Annotated in this window: 21 protein-coding genes; 9 read left to right on the top strand and 12 right to left on the bottom strand. The window is 59.7% G+C overall.

Annotation, left to right across the window (positions count from 1 at the left end):
- Positions 1 to 6: 6 nt before the first annotated feature.
- Positions 7 to 243: a DUF3820 family protein gene (locus KZX66_RS13700; RefSeq protein ID WP_248080125.1), complete on the bottom strand. Its 237-nt coding sequence runs from the start codon at positions 241 to 243 to the stop codon at positions 7 to 9.
- Between the two features lie 209 nt (positions 244 to 452).
- Between KZX66_RS13700 and KZX66_RS13705 the strand changes: the two genes are divergently transcribed.
- Entirely contained in the window at positions 453 to 920 is a 468-nt protein-coding gene (locus tag KZX66_RS13705; protein WP_248080127.1) for a PA2169 family four-helix-bundle protein, read from the top strand.
- A 135-nt stretch (positions 921 to 1,055) separates the two neighbouring features.
- On the opposite strand, the gene KZX66_RS13710 is transcribed toward KZX66_RS13705, so the two are convergent.
- The gene (locus tag KZX66_RS13710) at positions 1,056 to 1,526 is read right to left on the bottom strand and encodes a MaoC family dehydratase (RefSeq protein ID WP_003175719.1); all 471 of its coding nucleotides are present in this window, start codon (positions 1,524 to 1,526) and stop codon (positions 1,056 to 1,058) included.
- Positions 1,527 to 1,595: 69 nt separating this feature from the next.
- Positions 1,596 to 2,540 (bottom strand): alpha/beta hydrolase, encoded by a 945-nt coding sequence (locus KZX66_RS13715; protein WP_248080129.1) that lies wholly within the window; start codon positions 2,538 to 2,540, stop codon positions 1,596 to 1,598.
- Between the two features lie 210 nt (positions 2,541 to 2,750).
- Here KZX66_RS13715 and fadD2 point away from each other — a divergent pair, with 210 nt between their 5' ends.
- A complete protein-coding gene (fadD2, locus tag KZX66_RS13720) occupies positions 2,751 to 4,439 on the top strand; it encodes a long-chain-fatty-acid--CoA ligase (protein ID WP_248080131.1) in 1,689 nt (562 codons plus the stop codon).
- A gap of 390 nt (positions 4,440 to 4,829) precedes the next feature.
- Positions 4,830 to 6,521: a long-chain fatty acid--CoA ligase gene (fadD1, locus tag KZX66_RS13725; protein ID WP_248080133.1), complete on the top strand. Its 1,692-nt coding sequence runs from the start codon at positions 4,830 to 4,832 to the stop codon at positions 6,519 to 6,521.
- A gap of 69 nt (positions 6,522 to 6,590) precedes the next feature.
- Here the strand turns inward: fadD1 and KZX66_RS13730 are convergent, their stop codons facing one another.
- Positions 6,591 to 6,968, bottom strand: coding sequence for a hypothetical protein (locus KZX66_RS13730; RefSeq protein WP_248080135.1), 378 nt, complete (start codon positions 6,966 to 6,968; stop codon positions 6,591 to 6,593).
- Positions 6,969 to 7,167: 199 nt separating this feature from the next.
- Between KZX66_RS13730 and KZX66_RS13735 the strand changes: the two genes are divergently transcribed.
- The 3 genes from KZX66_RS13735 to def all read left to right on the top strand — a co-directional run bounded on the left by KZX66_RS13735 (position 7,168) and on the right by def (position 9,024).
- Positions 7,168 to 7,353: a CsbD family protein gene (locus KZX66_RS13735; RefSeq protein ID WP_248080137.1), complete on the top strand. Its 186-nt coding sequence runs from the start codon at positions 7,168 to 7,170 to the stop codon at positions 7,351 to 7,353.
- A gap of 181 nt (positions 7,354 to 7,534) precedes the next feature.
- Positions 7,535 to 8,488 (top strand): YihY/virulence factor BrkB family protein, encoded by a 954-nt coding sequence (locus KZX66_RS13740; protein ID WP_248080139.1) that lies wholly within the window; start codon positions 7,535 to 7,537, stop codon positions 8,486 to 8,488.
- Positions 8,485 to 9,024, top strand: a complete 540-nt coding sequence (gene def / locus KZX66_RS13745; protein WP_248080140.1) for a peptide deformylase — start codon at positions 8,485 to 8,487, stop codon at positions 9,022 to 9,024. Before KZX66_RS13740 ends, def begins: the two co-directional genes overlap by 4 nt.
- Positions 9,025 to 9,062: 38 nt before the next feature.
- Here def and KZX66_RS13750 read toward each other — a convergent pair whose 3' ends face one another.
- From KZX66_RS13750 to KZX66_RS13770, 5 genes are all read right to left on the bottom strand, one after another.
- Complete coding sequence (locus tag KZX66_RS13750) at positions 9,063 to 9,479, bottom strand: GNAT family N-acetyltransferase (protein ID WP_248080142.1); 417 nt, start codon at positions 9,477 to 9,479, stop codon at positions 9,063 to 9,065.
- A gap of 325 nt (positions 9,480 to 9,804) precedes the next feature.
- On the bottom strand, positions 9,805 to 10,320 hold the full coding sequence (locus KZX66_RS13755; protein WP_248080144.1) for a hypothetical protein: 516 nt from the start codon (positions 10,318 to 10,320) through the stop codon (positions 9,805 to 9,807).
- A gap of 163 nt (positions 10,321 to 10,483) precedes the next feature.
- Positions 10,484 to 11,119, bottom strand: a complete 636-nt coding sequence (locus tag KZX66_RS13760; RefSeq protein WP_248080146.1) for a glutathione S-transferase — start codon at positions 11,117 to 11,119, stop codon at positions 10,484 to 10,486.
- Between the two features lie 130 nt (positions 11,120 to 11,249).
- On the bottom strand, positions 11,250 to 11,483 hold the full coding sequence (locus KZX66_RS13765) for a DUF6124 family protein (protein WP_248080148.1): 234 nt from the start codon (positions 11,481 to 11,483) through the stop codon (positions 11,250 to 11,252).
- Positions 11,484 to 11,799: 316 nt separating this feature from the next.
- Complete coding sequence (locus KZX66_RS13770; protein ID WP_248080213.1) at positions 11,800 to 12,831, bottom strand: LacI family DNA-binding transcriptional regulator; 1,032 nt, start codon at positions 12,829 to 12,831, stop codon at positions 11,800 to 11,802.
- 213 nt (positions 12,832 to 13,044) lie between these two features.
- On the opposite strand from KZX66_RS13770, the gene KZX66_RS13775 reads away from it, so the two are divergent.
- Together KZX66_RS13775 and KZX66_RS13780 are read left to right on the top strand one after the other, a co-directional pair.
- On the top strand, positions 13,045 to 13,578 hold the full coding sequence (locus KZX66_RS13775; RefSeq protein ID WP_248080150.1) for a gluconokinase: 534 nt from the start codon (positions 13,045 to 13,047) through the stop codon (positions 13,576 to 13,578).
- A gap of 84 nt (positions 13,579 to 13,662) precedes the next feature.
- A complete protein-coding gene (locus KZX66_RS13780; RefSeq protein ID WP_248080152.1) occupies positions 13,663 to 15,015 on the top strand; it encodes a GntP family permease in 1,353 nt (450 codons plus the stop codon).
- 74 nt (positions 15,016 to 15,089) lie between these two features.
- Here the strand turns inward: KZX66_RS13780 and alaC are convergent, their stop codons facing one another.
- A complete protein-coding gene (gene alaC, locus KZX66_RS13785) occupies positions 15,090 to 16,307 on the bottom strand; it encodes an alanine transaminase (protein ID WP_248080154.1) in 1,218 nt (405 codons plus the stop codon).
- A gap of 194 nt (positions 16,308 to 16,501) precedes the next feature.
- Between alaC and KZX66_RS13790 the strand changes: the two genes are divergently transcribed.
- On the top strand, positions 16,502 to 16,984 hold the full coding sequence (locus KZX66_RS13790; RefSeq protein WP_248080156.1) for a GyrI-like domain-containing protein: 483 nt from the start codon (positions 16,502 to 16,504) through the stop codon (positions 16,982 to 16,984).
- A gap of 60 nt (positions 16,985 to 17,044) precedes the next feature.
- Here the strand turns inward: KZX66_RS13790 and KZX66_RS13795 are convergent, their stop codons facing one another.
- Positions 17,045 to 17,542, bottom strand: coding sequence for a GNAT family N-acetyltransferase (locus KZX66_RS13795; RefSeq protein WP_248080158.1), 498 nt, complete (start codon positions 17,540 to 17,542; stop codon positions 17,045 to 17,047).
- A gap of 116 nt (positions 17,543 to 17,658) precedes the next feature.
- A complete protein-coding gene (locus KZX66_RS13800; RefSeq protein WP_248080160.1) occupies positions 17,659 to 18,513 on the bottom strand; it encodes a LysR family transcriptional regulator in 855 nt (284 codons plus the stop codon).
- Between the last annotated feature and the right edge of the window lie 87 nt (positions 18,514 to 18,600).

Here is an 18,600-nt window from a genome sequence, read left to right on the forward strand (position 1 = left end):
TCTCAATTAATGGCGAGGGGCGGGTTTGCCGTGTTTCGCGCGCAGCGGTTCGAGCAGTTCGCAGAGTCCGTTGTGGTCGATTTCCTGCATCAAGGCCAGCAAACCACCCAGTTCACCGTGGGGGAAACCTTCGCGGGCAAACCAGTTCAGGTAAGGCCCCGGCAGGTCGGCGATGATCCGGCCTTTGTATTTGCCGAAGGGCATCTGGCGGGTGATCAGCAGTTCCAGTTTTTCGGGGTTCATGGGCTTTCAGCGGCGAGAGTAGAGACTTGGGAAAATACAGGCATTCTGCATGAAGGCCAAATGACAGATCATGCAAATAACGTCGATACAGATGGTTCAATAATTTTTAAGTTGTTGATATTTAAAATAAAAGTACTTTTTAAAAACCTGGCACGGGCGCTGCAATCACTAAGACAACCCTTTGTTTAACCTGCCTAAGGAATTGGAAAATGACTGATATCAACAAAGAATCGATCTCTGTACTCAACGACCTGATCGAGACCAGCATTGACGGCCAGAAAGGCTTCAAGGAATGCGCCGAAGACATCAAGCATCCAGAGCTCAAGGCGCTGTTCGCCAAGCGCTCCGCTGATTGCGCCACCGCCGCCGCCGAGCTGAAAACCGCTGTGCGTGCCCTGGGTGGTGATCCGGAAGACTCCGGCAGCGTGGCTGGCGCGCTGCACCGTGGCTGGGTCGACGTGAAGTCGATGGTCACCGGTAAAGACGAAGAGGCTGTGTTGAACGAAGCCGAGCGCGGTGAAGACCACGCACTCAAGGCTTACAAAGACGCGATCGAGAAGATCAACAAGCACAACCTGCTGGGCATTCGTGACCTGGTTGAGCGTCAGTACCACGGCGTACAGCGCAACCACGACCAGGTAAAAGCCCTGCGTAACCAGGCTCGCGCTCAGTCGTAAGCCCTGTGCTGTAAATGTGCTAAGAAAAGCGGGAGGGGGTTTGCTCCCGATGGCGGTAGATCAGTCCATATCCGGTGACTGACAAGACGCTATCGGGGGCAAGCCCCCTCCCACATTTGTTGTGTGGCGCTTGAATCAGCCGATGCTGATCGGCGGCAGCTCGGTCAAGGTCACGACCTGCTGTTTGCGCGGCGCAAGGATTTCCGCCTCGCCGTCCACCACCAGCTCATCACGCTGGTTGAACACACGGGTGGCAATGCGTACACGAAACTTCGGCAGTTTCTCAAGGATCTCCAGGCGTACGGTCAAGGTGTCGCCGATCTTGACGGGCTTCTGGAAGCTCATCTGCTGGCCAATATAGATAGTTCCCGGCCCAGGCAGCTCGCAGGCTACCGCTGCGCTGATCAAGGCGCCGCTGAACATGCCATGGGCGATCCGCTCCTTGAACATGGTCGCTTTAGCGTATTCGGCATCCAGGTGCACCGGGTTGTGGTCGCCGGACATCGCGGCGAACAGCTGGATATCGCGCTCTTCAACCGTTTTGCTGTAGCTGGCGGTCTGGCCGACTTCGAGGGCTTCGTACGGGGTGTTGGTTACCTGGGTCATCTAAAGGTGCATCCTGTGGCTAATCGGTAAGTATCGGCCGATTTTAATCGGCTGATTTTAAAATAAAATTTATTCGCAGCGGGCCGGCCTGCGCAAAGTCAGGGCCTGGTCGAGCCATGCCAGCAGATCTGCGGTCACTTCATCGCGGTTGGTTTCGTTGAACACTTCATGACGCGCCTGCGGGTAAATGTTCAATTGCAAATGCCGGCTACCGGCCGCACGCAGTGCGTTGGCCAGGCTGGTGAGACGCTTGCCCTCACTCACCGGATCACATTCGCCGCCCATTACCAGGATCGGCAGGCCCGGATCGATCTGGGCGAGATTGGACGCTTTGCTGATTTGCTGCAAGCCGCCGAGCAGGTCGACCCACAGCTGGTTGGTGCAGCGGAAACCGCAGAGCGGGTCGTTGATGTACTTGTCGACTTCAACCGGGTCACGGCTGAGCCAGTCGAATGCCGTGCGGTTGGGCTTGAAGGCTTTATTGAACGAGCCGAACGACAGGAACTCGATCAGCGCACTGCGGCCGCGCAACCCCTGGCGCAAGCGCTCGGCACGGGCGATCACTCTAGCGGCGCGGTACAACGCCACCGGCTGGAAATTCGAGCCGCTGAGAACCGCGCCATGCAGGCTGGCACTGTGGTGCAATAGGTAGGCCTGCGCTATGTAGCTGCCCATGCTGTGGCCCAGCAGAATGATCGGCAGCCCCGGATGCTGCTGGCCGATGTGCTGGTTGAGGCTGGCGAGGTCGCCCACCACTTTGTTCCAGCCATCCTTTTCGGCGTACAACCCCAGCGTGCCTTCATCGGCGGTGCGCCCGTGGCCGCGCTGGTCCGCTGCGTACACGCCGTAGCCTGCGCCGCACAAGGCCTCGGCCAACCGCCCATAGCGCCCGCTGTGCTCGGCCATGCCATGGGACAGCATGACCACCGCAAGTGCCGGCCCGTCAGGCATCCATTGATTGACGTACAGGCGGCTGTGGTCATTCGCGGTCAGCCAGAAGGTGCTGTGGTTCATGGCGCTTCCTTTCTTCAGGGTCTGCTCGGGTCGTTGCAGTGTATAGCTGATCTGCCGCAGGGCGCGGTATCTGCCTACGCGTCAGGTGCAAGATTCATACAATCAATGACACGATTGAGTGTATTTGCCTGTTTGGCCATAGCTGCTAACGTCCCCAAAGCTCCGCTTTCTATAAGCGGCCGGACACACTCAGGTAAGAGGACAAGAATAATGCAACCTGAATTCTGGAATGACAAACGCGCGGCGGGCGTTCCCAGCGACATCGACCTCTCAGCCTATAAATCGGTGATCGAAGTTTTCGAGCGTTCCTGCAAGGCCTTTGCCGACCGTCCGGCATTCAGCAACATGGGCGTTACCCTGACCTACGCCGAGCTTGAGCGTCAGAGCGCGGCGTTCGCCGGCTACCTGCAACAGCACACCGACCTCAAGCCCGGCGAGCGCATCGCGGTGCAGATGCCCAATGTGCTGCATTACCCCATCGCGGTGTTCGGCGCCCTGCGCGCCGGGCTGATTGTGGTCAACACTAACCCGCTGTACACCCCGCGCGAGATGCGCCATCAATTCAAGGACGCCGGTGTGCGTGCGCTGGTCTACCTCAACCTGTTCGGTTCGCGGGTGCAGGAAGTGTGCACAGATACCGAGATCGACTACCTGATCGAAGCCAGGATGGGCGACTTCATGCCCGCCGCCAAAGGCTGGCTGGTCAACACATTGGTCGACAAGGTCAAAAAGATGGTCCCGGCCTATCACCTGCCGCGTGCGGTGTCGTTCAAGCGCGCGCTGCGCCTGGGCGCGGGCCTTGGCCTGACCCGCCACCCGGTGACCCTGGATGACATCGCCGTACTGCAATACACCGGCGGCACCACCGGCCTGGCCAAGGGCGCGATGCTCACCCATGGCAACCTGGTGGCTAACATGCAGCAGGTGCGCGCCTGCATGTCGCAGACCGGCGACGACGGCCACCCGTTGATCAAGGAAGGGCAGGAGGTGATGATCGCGCCGCTGCCGCTGTACCACATCTATGCCTTCACCGCGAACTGCATGTGCATGATGGTCTCGGGCAACCACAACGTGCTCATCACCAACCCACGGGACATCGGCGGGTTTATCAAAGAGCTAAAAAAGTGGCGCTTTACCGGGCTGCTGGGGCTCAACACGCTGTTTGTGGCACTGATGGATCACCCCGACTTCAAGAGCCTGGATTTCTCCCACCTCAAACTCACCAACTCCGGCGGCACCGCGCTGATCAAGGCCACGGCCGAGCGCTGGCAGCAACTTACCGGCTGCGCGATCGGCGAGGGCTACGGCCTGACGGAAACCTCGCCGGTGGCCAGCACCAATCCCTATGGCGACAAATCCCGCCTCGGCACCGTGGGCATCCCCGTGCCGGCGACGGCGATGAAGGTGATCGATGATCAAGGCGTCGAGCTGCCCCTGGGCGAGCGCGGCGAGTTGTGCATCAAGGGCCCGCAGGTGATGAAGGGCTACTGGCAGCAGCCGGCCGCCACCGCGGAGGCCCTGGACGCCGAGGGCTGGCTCAAGACCGGTGACATCGCGGTGATCGATGAGGATGGCTTCGTACGTATCGTCGATCGCAAGAAAGACCTGATCATCGTTTCAGGTTTCAACGTGTACCCCAACGAGATCGAAGACGTGGTGATGGCGCACCCGGCCGTCGCCAACTGCGCAGTGATCGGCGTGCCGGACGAGCGTACGGGCGAGGCCGTGAAGCTGTTTGTGGTGGCGCGCGCCGAAGGGGTCAGCCTTGAGGAGTTGAAGAGCTACTGCAAGGCCAACTTCACGGGGTACAAGGTGCCCAAGCAGATCGTGCTGCGCGATTCGTTGCCGATGACGCCGGTCGGCAAGATCCTGCGGCGTGAGTTGCGCGACATGGCGTGATATTGAATTAAAAAGCAATCAAAAATCTGGGAGCGGGCGTGCTCGCGAATGCGCGGTATCAGTCGACATGTTCAGTGACTGAATACGCTGTATTCGCGGGCACGCTCGCTCCCACATATGGTTCAGGTGTGCTGAAAGCCTTATTCCAGAGCCTTTTACTGCGGTATTTGAGCGTCGTTTAAAGTGTGACCAGATATTGTAGGACAGTCATGATTATGACTGTAGGACCCTCTTTAGGCTCTAGTCGGCCTCTGGCAAAGCTGCTACTCTCGGCGCGCTTTGTGACGTCTCGGCCTGCTTGAAAGCGCCAGATTCACCTAAAAAAACATACACCAATAATAATCGCATCAAATGCGATGATGAATTCGCGTCGCTGAGGAGTGGGCTTCCATGCACGAAGACTTTTGGAAGGATAAGTACCCCGCCGGGATTGCTGCACACATCAATCCAGACGAGTATCCAAATATTCAGGCGGTACTGAAGCAGTCCTGCCAGCGCTTCGCTAACAAACCGGCTTTCAGCAACTTGGGCAAGACAATCACCTACGGTGAATTGTACGAATTGTCCGGCGCCTTCGCCGCGTACCTGCAACAACATACCGACCTCAAGCCCGGCGATCGAATCGCCGTGCAACTGCCCAACGTCCTGCAATACCCGGTCGCCGTGTTCGGCGCCATCCGCGCCGGGCTGATCGTGGTCAACACCAACCCGCTGTATACCGCGCGGGAGATGGAACACCAATTCAATGACTCGGGCGCCAAAGCCCTGGTATGCCTGGCCAACATGGCCCACCTGGCGGAAAAGGTCGTACCCAAGACCGCCGTCAAGCACGTGATCGTCACGGAAGTCGCCGACCTGCTGCCGCCGCTCAAGCGCCTGCTGATCAACAGCGTCATCAAGTACGTGAAGAAGATGGTTCCGGCCTACCACTTGCCGCAGGCGATCAAGTTCAACGACGTGCTCGCCAAAGGGCACGGTCAACCGGTGAGCGACGTCAGCCCGGCCAGCAGCGATGTGGCCGTGCTGCAATACACCGGCGGCACCACCGGAGTGGCCAAGGGCGCGATGCTCACCCATCGCAACCTCGTCGCCAACATGCTGCAATGCAAGGCGCTGATGGGCTCCAACCTCCACGAGGGCTGCGAGATCCTGATCACCCCGTTGCCGCTGTACCACATCTATGCGTTCACGTTTCATTGCATGGCGATGATGCTGATCGGCAACCACAACATCCTGATCAGCAACCCGCGCGACTTGCCGGCGATGGTCAAGGAACTGTCGAAGTGGAAGTTCAGCGGCTTTGTCGGCCTGAACACGTTGTTCGTGGCGCTGTGCAACAACGAAGGCTTCCGCAAGCTGGACTTCTCCGCGCTCAAGGTCACCCTGTCGGGGGGCATGGCCCTGCAACTGGCAGCGGCCGAGCGCTGGAAGGCTGTGACCGGCTGCAGCATCTGCGAAGGCTACGGCATGACCGAGACCAGCCCGGTCGCGACGGTCAACCCGATCCAGAACATCCAGATCGGCACCATTGGCATCCCGGTGCCCTCGACCCTGTGCAAGGTCATCACCGATGACGGCGTGGAGTTGGACCTGGGCGAAGTCGGCGAGCTGTGCGTCAAGGGCCCGCAGGTGATGAAAGGCTACTGGCAGCGTGAAGACGCCACCGCCGAGATCCTCGACAGCGAAGGCTGGCTGAAGACCGGTGACATCGCGATCATCCAGCCGGACGGCTACATGCGCATTGTCGACCGCAAGAAGGACATGATCCTGGTCTCCGGCTTCAACGTGTACCCCAACGAGCTGGAAGACGTACTGGCAGGCCTGCCGGGCGTGCTGCAGTGCGCGGCCATCGGTGTGCCGGACGAGAAGTCCGGGGAACACATCAAGCTGTTCATCGTGGTCAAGCCGGGAGCCACCCTGACCAAAGATCAGGTGATGGAGCATATGCGTGCCAATGTTACCGGCTATAAGGTGCCCAAGGCCGTGGAGTTCCGCGATGCATTGCCGACCACTAACGTGGGCAAGATCCTGCGGCGTGAGTTGCGGGATGAAGAGTTGAAGAAGCTGGGTCTTAAGAAGTAACCCATAAAAAACCCCGCAATGCGGGGTTTTTTAATGCGTGCTGCCTGACGTGCGGTTTTAACCTCGTTGTTACAGGGCAAACTGCGCGAAGCTCACACCCGCACCGGACGGGCGCACATCCTTGAGGAACGAGTCCTTATCGGCGCTCAGCTCCAGGGTGATCTCCGGCTTGCGCTTGCCGGCATTGCGCACTACGAGCCCTTCGAGTTTTTCACGCAAGTAAGCCGTCGGTACCTTCAGGTGCAGCAACTGATCGGACTCGGCGTCATGCATCAACAAGTGAATCCACTCGTACTGGCCCACCGCAATACGGCCTACCGGCAGGTCGAACCACCAGATATTGCGTTTGCGGTCCAGGTCGGTGAAATGGCAGTTGTTGACGCCGAGTACGGCACCGCCCAGTTCGGTGTTTCTGCGGGCGATAGCCTGTGCTTTATTGAGTTTCATAACCTTCCTACGGGATCTGTTATTCAGCGGTATAGCCTGAATGTGCCCGGCATTCTCGTGGGTTGGCTGCAAAACATAAAGTCAAACCTGCCGCTTTCGATCAAATGCCCGCCGAAAATAATTGAAACTCTGCCGAACGGCCTCCGGTCAATCTTTAGGTAATGACCAAAACCCTTGATTGTTCCTTCGGAGAAATACCATGAGCAGCACATCGGATAAGGCAAAAGGTTTGGCGAACGAGGCAGTGGGCAACATCAAGCAAGGCGTCGGCAAAGTAACCGATAACGACAAGCTGCGTGCTGAAGGCGTGATCCAGGAAAAGAAAGGCGAAGTGCAGCAAGCGGTCGGTGACACCAAAGACGCAGTCAAGAAAGCGACCAAGTAAGTCGGCGTCTAAGGCGATGCCTGGACTGCACAGCGGCCATCCACGGATGGCCGTTTTTATGTGCGCCTTTGCAACTAAACTTTCGAAATTGTTTCAAAGTCGCCAAATGGGCTACTTTGATGTAGAAAACGGCCCCTGAGTCGCCCGCGACCTCACCCTCTTTGCGGCGAAAGGAGACGCTATGATTTTTTCGGTTCTCGATGGCCTCAAGCTGCACAAGGTGCTGGCGCGCACCATCAAGGAATTCGTCGACGACGAGATGTCCACCTACGCCTCGGCACTGGCCTACCAGATGCTGTTTTCGCTGTTCCCCTTCCTGCTGTTCCTGATTGCCCTGATCGGTTTCCTGCATTTGCCGGACTTTTTCAGCTGGTTGCGCCTGCAATCGGAGTTGGTGTTACCGCCCCAGGCCCTGGAGCAGGTCAACCCGGTGATCGACCAGTTACAGCAGTCCAAGGGCGGCCTGCTGTCGGTAGGTATCGTGATTGCGCTATGGACCGCGTCGGCCGGTGTGCGCCTGATGATGAGTGCGATGAACGCCGCCTACGATGTGGTCGAAGGCCGGCCGATCTGGAAGCGTTTCCCTCTGTCGATTTTCTACACCGTCGGCATTGCCGGCATGCTGCTGGCCGCCGCCGCGTTGATGGTCCTCGGCCCGCAGGTGATGGAGTGGCTGGCGGGGCAGATTGGCATGCAGGAATTCGTGGTGACCCTGTGGACCATCGTGCGTTGGCCGCTGATCGTGATTTTGCTGATGTTCGCCGTGGCCCTCATGTATTACGTCATGCCGGATGTCGAGCAGAAATTCCGCTTTATCACCCCTGGCTCCGTGCTGGCGGTGGTGGTATGGATCGTCGCCTCCCTGGGGTTTGGCTACTACGTTAAAACCTTCGCGGACTACAACGCGATGTATGGCAGTATCGGTGCGATCATCGTGCTGCTGCTGTACTTCTATATTTCCGCGGCGGTGCTGCTGCTCGGTGCGGAGATGAACGCAGTGATCGAACATATGTCGGCCGAAGGTAAGGGCCCTGGTGAAAAGGAGTTCGATGAGCCCGGCCACACCGTTGAAAAACAGCACGTCTCTGGCCTCGGCCGGGACCACTCCAAGCCCACTCCTGAGCCTGATCAATGATCCGTGAAATCCTGAAAATGGGTGACGAGCGCCTGCTGCGTATCGCGCCTGCCGTCCCGCCAGAAATGTTCGACAGCCCCGAGTTGTGGCAATTGATCGATGACATGTTCCAGACCATGGAGCACGTGGGGGGCGTCGGCCTGGCTGCCCCGCAGATTGGCGTTGACCTGCAGTTGGTGATCTTCGGCTTCGAAGCCAGCGAACGCTACCCGGATGCCCCGCCGGTGCCGCAGACCATCCTGATCAACCCCTTGATCACTCCGCTCAGCCCCGTGCTGGAAGAGGGCTATGAAGGCTGCCTCTCCGTCCCAGGCCTGCGTGGCGCGGTGAATCGTTACCAGCAGATCCGCTACGAGGGTTTCGACCCCAAGGGTGAGCCCATCGTGCGTTTTGCCGACGGCTTCCATGCGCGGGTGGTGCAGCATGAGTGCGACCACTTGATCGGCCGCCTGTACCCGTCGCGCATTACCGACTTCAGCAAGTTCGGCTTTATCGAGGTGATGTTCCCCGACATGGACCCTGCCGCTGACGAATAAACCCCGCTCAAGCCCCACCAAAGCCCTGTAACAGGTGATCACCCCCGAGGCGAAAGCCCCATCGCGATCATCGGCTTGTTGCGCTTATAGCGCACCAGCCGTTCGCTGAGCGATTGTGGCAACACCGTGTCTTGGGTGAACCCCATGCGCCGATACAACCCCTCCAGGTCTGGATGGCACAGCAGCCACACCGTCCCTTCCACCTCGGCCACCGCGCGCAGTATCAAACGTGTGGCCAGCCCCTGGCCGCGGTAGTCCGGCGCCACAAACACCCCGGTCAGGAACTGCCCGCCCACCACGGGCGTCAGGCACAGCCCGGCGACAATCTCGCCATCGCGTGCCACCCATAAGCGACCACCCTTGAGTGCCTTCATTGGTGAGTTGTGGCTGCGGTAAAACTTGTTCAGCAGCGGCCACAGGGGCTCTGCCAGCGGTTCGATGGGCAACTCGGGCATGGTGTTCAGGCAGCGTGGTGAAGGGGCGGGGATTATAAGCGCCTTCTGCCGGGCAATAGGTGGTATACCCAGTGCTGCATCCCTTCACAGTGGAGTACGCAACATGGCCAAAGGTATGGATTCAAAGAAAGCCGCGAAGAAAAAACCGGCAAAGACCGCCGATGAAAAACGTGCCGACAAGAAAGCCAAGAAGTCCGACAGCGGTCTGTTCGGGCATTGAGTAGCTTTCAGCTCAGGGGTGTTCGACGGCAGACACGTTTCCTGTCGGTACACCCCGTCGAGGGGTGGGAGAGCAAGCCCTCCCGCCTTTGATCATCTATGAGGCTTAGATCGCCGCCAGGGTTTCTTTCAGTGTTTGCGCCTGCGGGTCTACCGCTTTAGCCGTCAACTGCTGCTCTTGTTGCTGTTTCAAGCGCTCGGCCACTTGCTGGGTAATCGCGTCCTGCTTTTCCTGGGACATGTTCTGCACATCCGCTTCGGTCAAGCCCTGCTCCTTGAGCAGTTGCTCACGGATGCGTTCTGCCGGGGATTTGCTCATGTAGTCGGTGAACTCCGACCGTGCGCCGGAGGCAGACGTGGCCGCAGGCACTTCGGTCGAAGTCGAGGTCGTGGCGGCCGCTGCGCAGGCTTGCAACTGCACGCGGGTCTTGGCGAAGGCTTCGTCGATACGGCCGGCGGCCTTGTCCAGATCCTTCTGCGCGGCCGGCATGGTCACGCTTTGCTGCGCGGCCTGCACGGCACCGCTGTACAACGCACTGGCGGCGGCGTTGGCGGGGTCCATGTCGGGCCGCTTGATCTTTTCGACGATCGACATGGCTTGAGCGTTGTTGTTAACCAGCATGATCGGTCACCTGTGTAAATGTACGGTGTGACAGCTGGAGCAAATACCGTGCCGGGCGCGGAATACCCGTATTTGTTGGCGATGGCATGGCCGCTGCGGCAACAGTTGTCCCCCGGCCGGCCATGCGTTGCCGTCTGCGCTGTACCAGCGGCGCGTCGGGGATTCAGTTAGCGAGGTCGAGTGCGAACGTCTTGAAGCCGGGATGCTGGCCGAGTCGTTGGTAGTACGCTGCGACGGCGGGGTAGGGCGGGCGCTCCATCGGGGTCATCTGCCAACGGTGCACCGATAGTCCGATCAGGATATCGGCCAGCGTGAACTCATCACCCGCCACATACGCGCCGGTCTTGGCCAACTGTTGCTCCAGAATGCCCATCTTGTCGTTCCAGACCTTCACGGCGATTTTAATCTGCCCGGCGTCGAGGCCATCAGGGTTGTTACGCACCAGGGCGGTGAATGCATCGCCCCAGGCGCGATTGAGCTCTGTGGCTTGCCAGTCCATCCATTGCTCCACACGGGCCCGTGGGGCGGGATCGGCAGGGAGCAGGTCGTACCGTTGGTAGAGGCTGACGAGGTAACGGCAGATGGTGTTCGACTCCCACAGCACACCGTGGTCGTCGATCAGCACCGGTATTTGCGCGTTGGGGTTCAGGGCGAGGAATTCGGCGGATTGGGTGGGCTTGAAGCCGATGCCCCAGTCGTCCTGGTGTGCGTAGTCTATGCCCAGTTCGTGGCAGGTCCAGAGCACTTTGCGCACATTGATGGAGGAGGTGCGACCCAAGATTTTCAGTGAGTGTCCCATGATATTTCCCTCGCATTTGGAGAGCAGCCAATCTAACAGGCACCCTAAGCGACGGCGAGACTTCAACGCGCGAGTAGATTAAAAATGTGGGAGAGGGCTGGCTCCCCACACGTTTGACCGGGCAGAAGCCTTAGCAGCGCGGTGTATGTTGGTCGATGGCCTTGCCGACCAGCAGGACGGACAGCTCACTCAGCTGATGAATGGCCAGGGCGACATCGCGCTGTTTGCCGCTGAGTTCATCTGACAGGTCGAGCAGCAAGGTGCTGACGGAGCACATGGTTTCGTAGCTGTTGATCAGCAGGGTTTCGGTGGGCGTCTCGGGGATGACGGTGAAGAGCGCATGCGTGGGATGGGTGCTTTGCATAATTGAAGTACCTGATTTGGGCTGATACCTCATCGCTACTAAACGAGGGTGGCAGCTGTACGCAAGTTAGTAGACCGGTACCCCACACAAACCCGGCGCACCCGAAGGCGCCCTGCGCACAGCCACCATCAAGCATCGATAGGCTCATGCATCTTGTGTGAGCAAGGTCGGGCTACTAAACCCGATCACCGAGAAATTCAGCGACCGGCAAACCTTAAAGACCGCTACTCATGCGCACAAGCCGGCGGATTCTGACGTAAGCGTAGGCAACCGGGCAAGGCGCTTACCGCAATGTCAGGCGCTTCCTACAAGGGGCCTACGTACTCTCCCGCACCTGCAATTCAAATCCCATATCTACTACGGGCTTGGCGATCTTGTTGCCCGCCATGATCGTCAACAAATGCTCTGCCGCACGCCGACCAATCGCCTCACGCGGCGTGCTGATGCTGCTCAGGCGCGGCACCATAAAGGACGAGGCCGGCAGGTCGTTAAAACCCAGCACCGCCACGCGCTCCGGCACCTTGATGCCATGGCGCAGGGCTTCGAGCAGTGCGCCCTGGGCCAAGTCGTCGTTGCCGAAAAAGATCGCGTCCACATCCGGGTGCGCCGCGAGCAACTGCAGGAACAGTTCACCGCCCAGGCCCACGGAGGAGGGGCGCGGAGTGAGCAGCTCCAGCGCCGGGTCATACAACCCCGCCTGTTGCAGCGCGCGGCGGAAGCCTTCGCCACGCAGCAAGGTGCGTTGGTCCAGTTGCGCGCCGATATAGGCCAGGCGCTTGCGCCCACGGGACAACAGATGCGCCGCCGCGGTTTCACCGGCCGCCAATTGCGAGAACCCCACGCAGTTCACGCCAGCGTTAGGGTCCAGGTCCATCATGTAGACGCAGGGCACGTTACTGGCCTCGACCATCCGTCGGGCACTTTCGGTGCGATCAAACCCTGTCAGCAGCAACCCCCGTGGCTGGTAGGCCATGTAGTTGCGCAGCAGGTTTTCTTCTTCATCGCGGGAATAGTGGAAGTTGCCGATCAGCACTTCGAAGCCCTTGGGCCGCAGTATCTGATGAATGGCTTCCAGTGTTTCGATAAACAGGAGGTTGGACAGCGATGGGACCAGCACCACCACCGAATGGCTCTGGGCCGAGGCCAGGGCACGGGCGGCGGGGTTGACCACGTAGCTGAGTTCGGCAGCGGCCTGCTGCACTTTTTCCACCAGGTCCACGGCCACGGTGCTGATGCCACGCAAGGCGCGGGAGGCGGTAATCGGACTGACGCCGGCCAGGCGGGCAACTTCATTGAGGGTCGGGCGACCCGTGGTGCGCGTATTTTTATCGTTCTTAGAGGTCATCAGGCGGCTTGCCAAACAAAAATCGAGGCACTAAGGTAGCGCTGTCTCCAAAAGGCTGCAAATTCTTGAACAAAGGGTTGCCTGATCCTGTTCAAAGCGTTGGAGCGGATGCACGCGTCACTCCATAAAAAAAGACAAGACGGCGCGGGAAAAGCCTGTTTTTGCACTAGCCTTACAGCGTGCAAAGGTAGCGCTATCTGCGTCCTGAGGTGTTCCATGAGTCAACCTGTTACCGCCCTGGTCATCATGGGTGTTGCCGGCTGTGGCAAGACCAGCGTCAGCGAGGCGCTGTGCCGCCTGAACGGCGCCACCGCCATTGAAGGCGACAGCTTTCACCCCGCCGCCAACATCGAAAAGATGAGCGCCGGCCACCCCCTCAACGACGACGACCGCGCCGGTTGGCTCGACATCCTGTGCGATGAACTGCGCCGTTCGCTCAAGGCCGGTGAACACCCGGTACTCACTTGCTCAGCCCTGAAAAAGAAATACCGCGACCACCTGCGCGAAGCTGCGCCGGGTTTGGGTTTCGTGTTTCTGGAACTGACCCGTGAAGTGGCCTCGGACCGCGTGTCCCATCGCCCCGGTCATTTCATGCCGGCGAGCCTCATAGACAGCCAGTTCGCCACCCTCGAATCGCCCAAAGGCGAGCCGCTGACCCTGGCCCTCAACGCCAGCGAAGACAGCGTCGAAGCCCTGGCCGAGCAGACCCATGCCTGGTGGCTCAAGCACGGTTTTGAACGAACTCAATAATTTTTTGCCGGAAAAGATAGCGCTATCCCCGGCAGGAAATTCATCACCCGCTTTAATAACAACAACAAACAGGAGAGACCCCCCATGTTTGGCATGTCCCACGAGTCGTACCTGCTGTTAGATGCAGTCGTCACCATCATCGGTTTGATCGTTCTGATCACCAAATTCAAAGTGCACCCGTTCATCGCACTGATCATTGCGGCCGGCTTTCTCGGCCTGACCTCGGGCATGCCCGTGGACAAGATCATCAAGGCCTTCCAGGACGGTTTTGGCGGCGTGCTCGGCTTTGTCGGCATCATCCTCGCGTTGGGCACCATGCTCGGCAAGATGATGGCCGAGTCCGGCGGCGCCGATCAGATCGCTCAGACCCTGATCCGCGCCTTCGGCAAGGAAAAAGTGCAATGGGCCATGATGTTCGCCGCGTTCCTGGTGGGCATCCCGCTGTTCTTCGAGATCGGTTTTGTGTTGCTGATCCCGCTGGTGTTTATCGTCGCACGGCGTACCGGCGTGTCGCTGATCAAGATCGGCATCCCGCTGCTCGCCGGCCTGTCGGCGGTGCACGGTCTGGTGCCGCCGCATCCAGGCCCGTTGCTGGCCATCGGCGTGTTTGGCGCGGACATCGGCAAAACCATCCTGTACGGCCTGATCGTCGCACTGCCGACCGCCATCATCGCCGGCCCGATCTTCGGTACGTTTATCGCCAAGTACATTCCGGGCAACCCGTCCCAGGAACTGGTCGACCAACTGGCCCGCGAGACCGATAACAAGTCGCTGCCAAGCTTCGGCGTCACCCTGGTCACCGTGCTGTTACCGGTGTTCCTGATGCTGCTTAAAACCTTTGCCGACATCGCCTTTGCCGAAGGCAACGTGGTGCGCAACTGGATGGACATGATCGGTCACCCGATCACCGCTTTGCTGCTGGCCCTGCTGCTGTCGCTGTACACCTTTGGCAGTCGCCAGGGTATTCACGCCAAGCAGATCCTCAAGCTGCTCGACGCCAGCCTTGCGCCGACCGCCGCGATCATCCTGATCATCGGCGCCGGTGGTGGCTTCAAGCAGATGCTGGTGACCAGCGGCGTGGGTGACGTGATCGGCCATATGGCGGTGAACGCGCAGATCAACCCGATCCTGCTGGCATGGCTGGTGGCGGCGGTGATTCGTGTGGCGACCGGTTCAGCGACCGTGGCGACCATCACCGGCGCCGGCATCGTGGTGCCGGTGGTGGGCATGATCCCTGGGGTCAACCGCGAGCTGCTGGTACTGGCGACGGGGGCGGGCTCGTTGATTCTGTCTCACGTCAACGATGCAGGGTTCTGGCTGGTCAAGCAGTACTTCAACATGACCGTGGCCGAGACCTTCAAGACCTGGACCGCGATGGAAACCATCCTGTCGGTGGTGGCGTTGATCTTCATCATGTTGCTGTCGTTGGTGGTCTAACCGACACATGTGTATGGGGTGATCGCCCCATACACTGTGGGAGCGGGCCAGCCCTCTCCCACATAGTGACCGCGTCAGGCGTCGGTTTTTCTAACTGCGCCATCCGCCCGGAACATCCCGCGAATGCCCCGCACTGCCTGGCGTATCCGGTCCTGGTTCTCGATCAGCGCAAAGCGCACATGGTCGTCGCCATACTCGCCAAAGCCGATCCCCGGCGACACGCACACCTTGGCTTCAAGCAGCAGCTTCTTGGCAAATTCCAGCGAGCCCATGGCGGCATACTGCTCGGGGATCTTGGCCCAGACGTACATCGAGGCCTTGGGGTTTTCCACCATCCAGCCCAGCTCGTGCAGGCCCTTGACCAGCACATTGCGGCGCTGGCGGTACTGCTCGGCGATGTCTTTGACGCACTGCTGATCGCCTTCCAATGCGGCAATGGCCGCCACTTGCAGCGGGGTAAAGGTGCCGTAGTCGTGGTAGCTCTTGATCCGCGCCAGGGCGTTGACCAGCTCCGGGTTACCCACCATGAAACCGATGCGCCAGCCGGCCATGTTGTAGCTTTTGGACAGGGTGAAGAACTCCACCGCAATATCCTTGGCGCCCGGCACCTGCATGATCGACGGGGCTTTCCAGCCGTCGTAGACGATATCGGCGTAGGCCAGATCGTGGATCACCAGCACGTCGTATTGCTTGGCCAGCGCAATCACGCGCTCGAAGAAATCCAGTTCCACGCACTGTGCGGTGGGGTTGGAAGGGAAGCCAAGAATCATCATTTTCGGCTTGGGGATCGAGCCGCGAATGGCCCGTTCCAGCTCGGCAAAGAAGTCCACCCCAGGCACCAGTGGTACCGACCGCACCTGGGCGCCGGCAATCACGGCACCGTAGATATGAATCGGGTAGCTCGGGTTCGGCACCAGCACTGTGTCGCCCTGATCCAGGGTGGCCAGCATCAAATGCGCCAGGCCTTCCTTGGAACCGATGGTCACGATGGCCTCGGTTTCCGGGTCGATGTCCACTTCGTAGCGGTCTTTGTACCAACGCGAAATGGCGCGGCGCAGGCGAGGAATGCCCTTGGAGGTGGAATAACCGTGGGTGTCTTCGCGTTGGGCCACTTGCACGAGTTTTTCGACAATGTGCGGCGGCGTGGGGCCGTCGGGGTTGCCCATGCTCAAGTCGATGATGTCTTCGCCACGACGACGCGCGGCCATCTTCAGCTCGGCAGTGATGTTGAATACGTAAGGGGGGAGTCGATCTATGCGCGCAAAGCGGCGCGGCGAACCTTGGTCTGCCATTGTGGCCTCGAAGTACGTAAGCGCCCGGAACCGTCCGAGCGACGTCGGCCACTGCGGTGGCCTGCGGGCAGACAATACGGTCGATGATGGCCAGTTGTCCAGATGCGTAGGAAAATTTTCTACAGGGCACGTAGCGTGGATATGCCCCTATACTCGATGCGGGTTTGTTCCCTCATAAGAAGGAGACTGTTCGTATGGATCAGCAGACAAAACAACCGTTAGAGCCACGCATGGAAGCAGGCAAAGCCCTGGTGATCGCCGGGGTGCAAGGGCGTTATTCAAAGGCCACCGTGGGCGATATCCCCAAGTTATGGGAGTTGTTCGACTCCTGCGTAAAGGACATCAAAAAACGCGTCGGCGCTTTCACCTATGGGGTCTGCCATAACCCTGGCCACGGCGAATTCGACTACATGGCAGGGGTGGAAGTCCCCAGCAAAAGCGACGTGCCGAGCAACTTCGAAGGGGTGGAAATTCCACCCCTCAACTACGCCGTATTCGCTCATTACGGGCCGGTGCAGGCGTTGGAGCAGACCTACGAACGCATCATGTTCGAATGGCTGCCGCACTCGGGCTACAAAGTGATGGGCGCGGATTTCGAGCGCTATAGCGCTGACTTTGACTCGAGGAAGGGCACCGGAACGGTGGAGATCTGGCTGCCGGTTGGCGAAAGAGGCTGAGCCCGCGGCCAGTGTCACGTAAACAGAGGCGGGCCTGTAAACCTTATGTTTACGTGACATTCACCCCGTGGGCGTGAGGGCCCGGCTCAACCTGCGCTCATAGCCAACCCGCCCCTTATACGCCTCGCCGCAGTCCTGCCAGCCCGCGCCCAGATACAAGCCCATCGCCGCGACATTGTCCGCGTCCACCGACAGTTCCAATCCCTTGATCTGCGGCCACGCTTCAAGCGTCGCCAGCGGCAACGCCTGCATGCACGCTTTACCGAACCCACGGCCCTGTTGCCGCCGATCCACTTGCAAGGCATGCAGCGTGGCGCTGTGTTCATCGGCCCAGTGGGGCAGGCATGGCGCTCGTTTGAGCAGGAGGAAAGCTACCGGCGTGTCATCGGCCAGCAAGGCAAAGCCCTTGACGCTGGGGTTCGGCCTGGCCAACAGCGCATTGAGCGCGCAGTACATATCGCCGCAAAACGGCAACTGCTCCGGGTGAACTTCGAGGGCGCTGAGCTGCTGTTGCTGCACGGCAGTCAGCGTCTCGTAAGGGACAAGGCGGGTGTGCATCGGGGTGTCCGAAGGGCTGCAAGTAGCGCGCAGTCTATCGGGTTTGCCCCAGGGGCGGGCGAGTTGAAGAGGGACTCTGCCCATCAACCGATGTGCATCACAGGTGTGATGTTCAGTTATTCCAACATCTTGCCCAGCAACCAACTGCCCGCCGGCCCTGGCGGGTGGTGCCGTGACCACAGGGCGTCGACGGCCACCGAACGCGGCCAGCCACGCACCTTGAGTTCGACCAGTTGCCCGCCACCAAAGCGCTCCGCCAGCCAGCGCGGAATAGGCGCCCAGCCGAAACCCAACTGAGCCATTTCCAGCAACATCAAATAACTGGGCGCCGACCAGACCCGGCCATTGGCGCGGATTTCATTGGGGTTGATGATGCTGGCCAGGCGCAGTTCGCGGTGTTGTTGCAGAGCGTGCGCGGTGATGGACTTGAGCGCTGCCAAGGGGTGTTTCGGCGACGCGAACAGCGCAATTTCCGTGTGTTCGTCCACGGTCGCCGCAGTCAGGTCCGCTGGATAAACGTTCTGTTGCTCAATAAACGCAATCTGCGCCCGACCACTTTGCACCAGGGCGATCAGGTCTTCGCATTCGGCGATCAGGCATTCGAGTTCCAGGTCCGGGTAGCGCTCATCGAAGCAGCGCAGGGCGACCTCGAAGCGGTCGGACTGGTAGGTGTCCGACATCGCGATGGTCAGCTTCGGCTCCAGGCCCTGAGCCAACTGGCTTGCAGCCAGCGCCAGACGGTTGCTGGCCTCCAGTACCTGCTCGGCGCGTTGCAGCAAGACATGGCCGGCGGGGGTGAGCGTGGGTTTGCGGCTGCTGCGGTCGAACAGCACCACATCCAGGTCGATTTCCAGGCTTGCCACGGCCGCGCTGACGGTCGACTGGCTTTTGCCTAATTTACGTGCGGCGGCGGAAAACGAACCCTGTGTGGCCGCCTGGACAAACGCCTGCAGCACTTCATGAGACGCCATGACTATCGCCTTGATCGATGGTTATTGGTTATGAAGTATCGAGTCAAAGGGTAATGATGGCAACCATCATCACCTGCGGAGACGGCG

Source organism: Pseudomonas sp. EYE_354, assembly GCF_023148575.1.
Taxonomy (GTDB): Bacteria; Pseudomonadota; Gammaproteobacteria; order Pseudomonadales; family Pseudomonadaceae; genus Aquipseudomonas.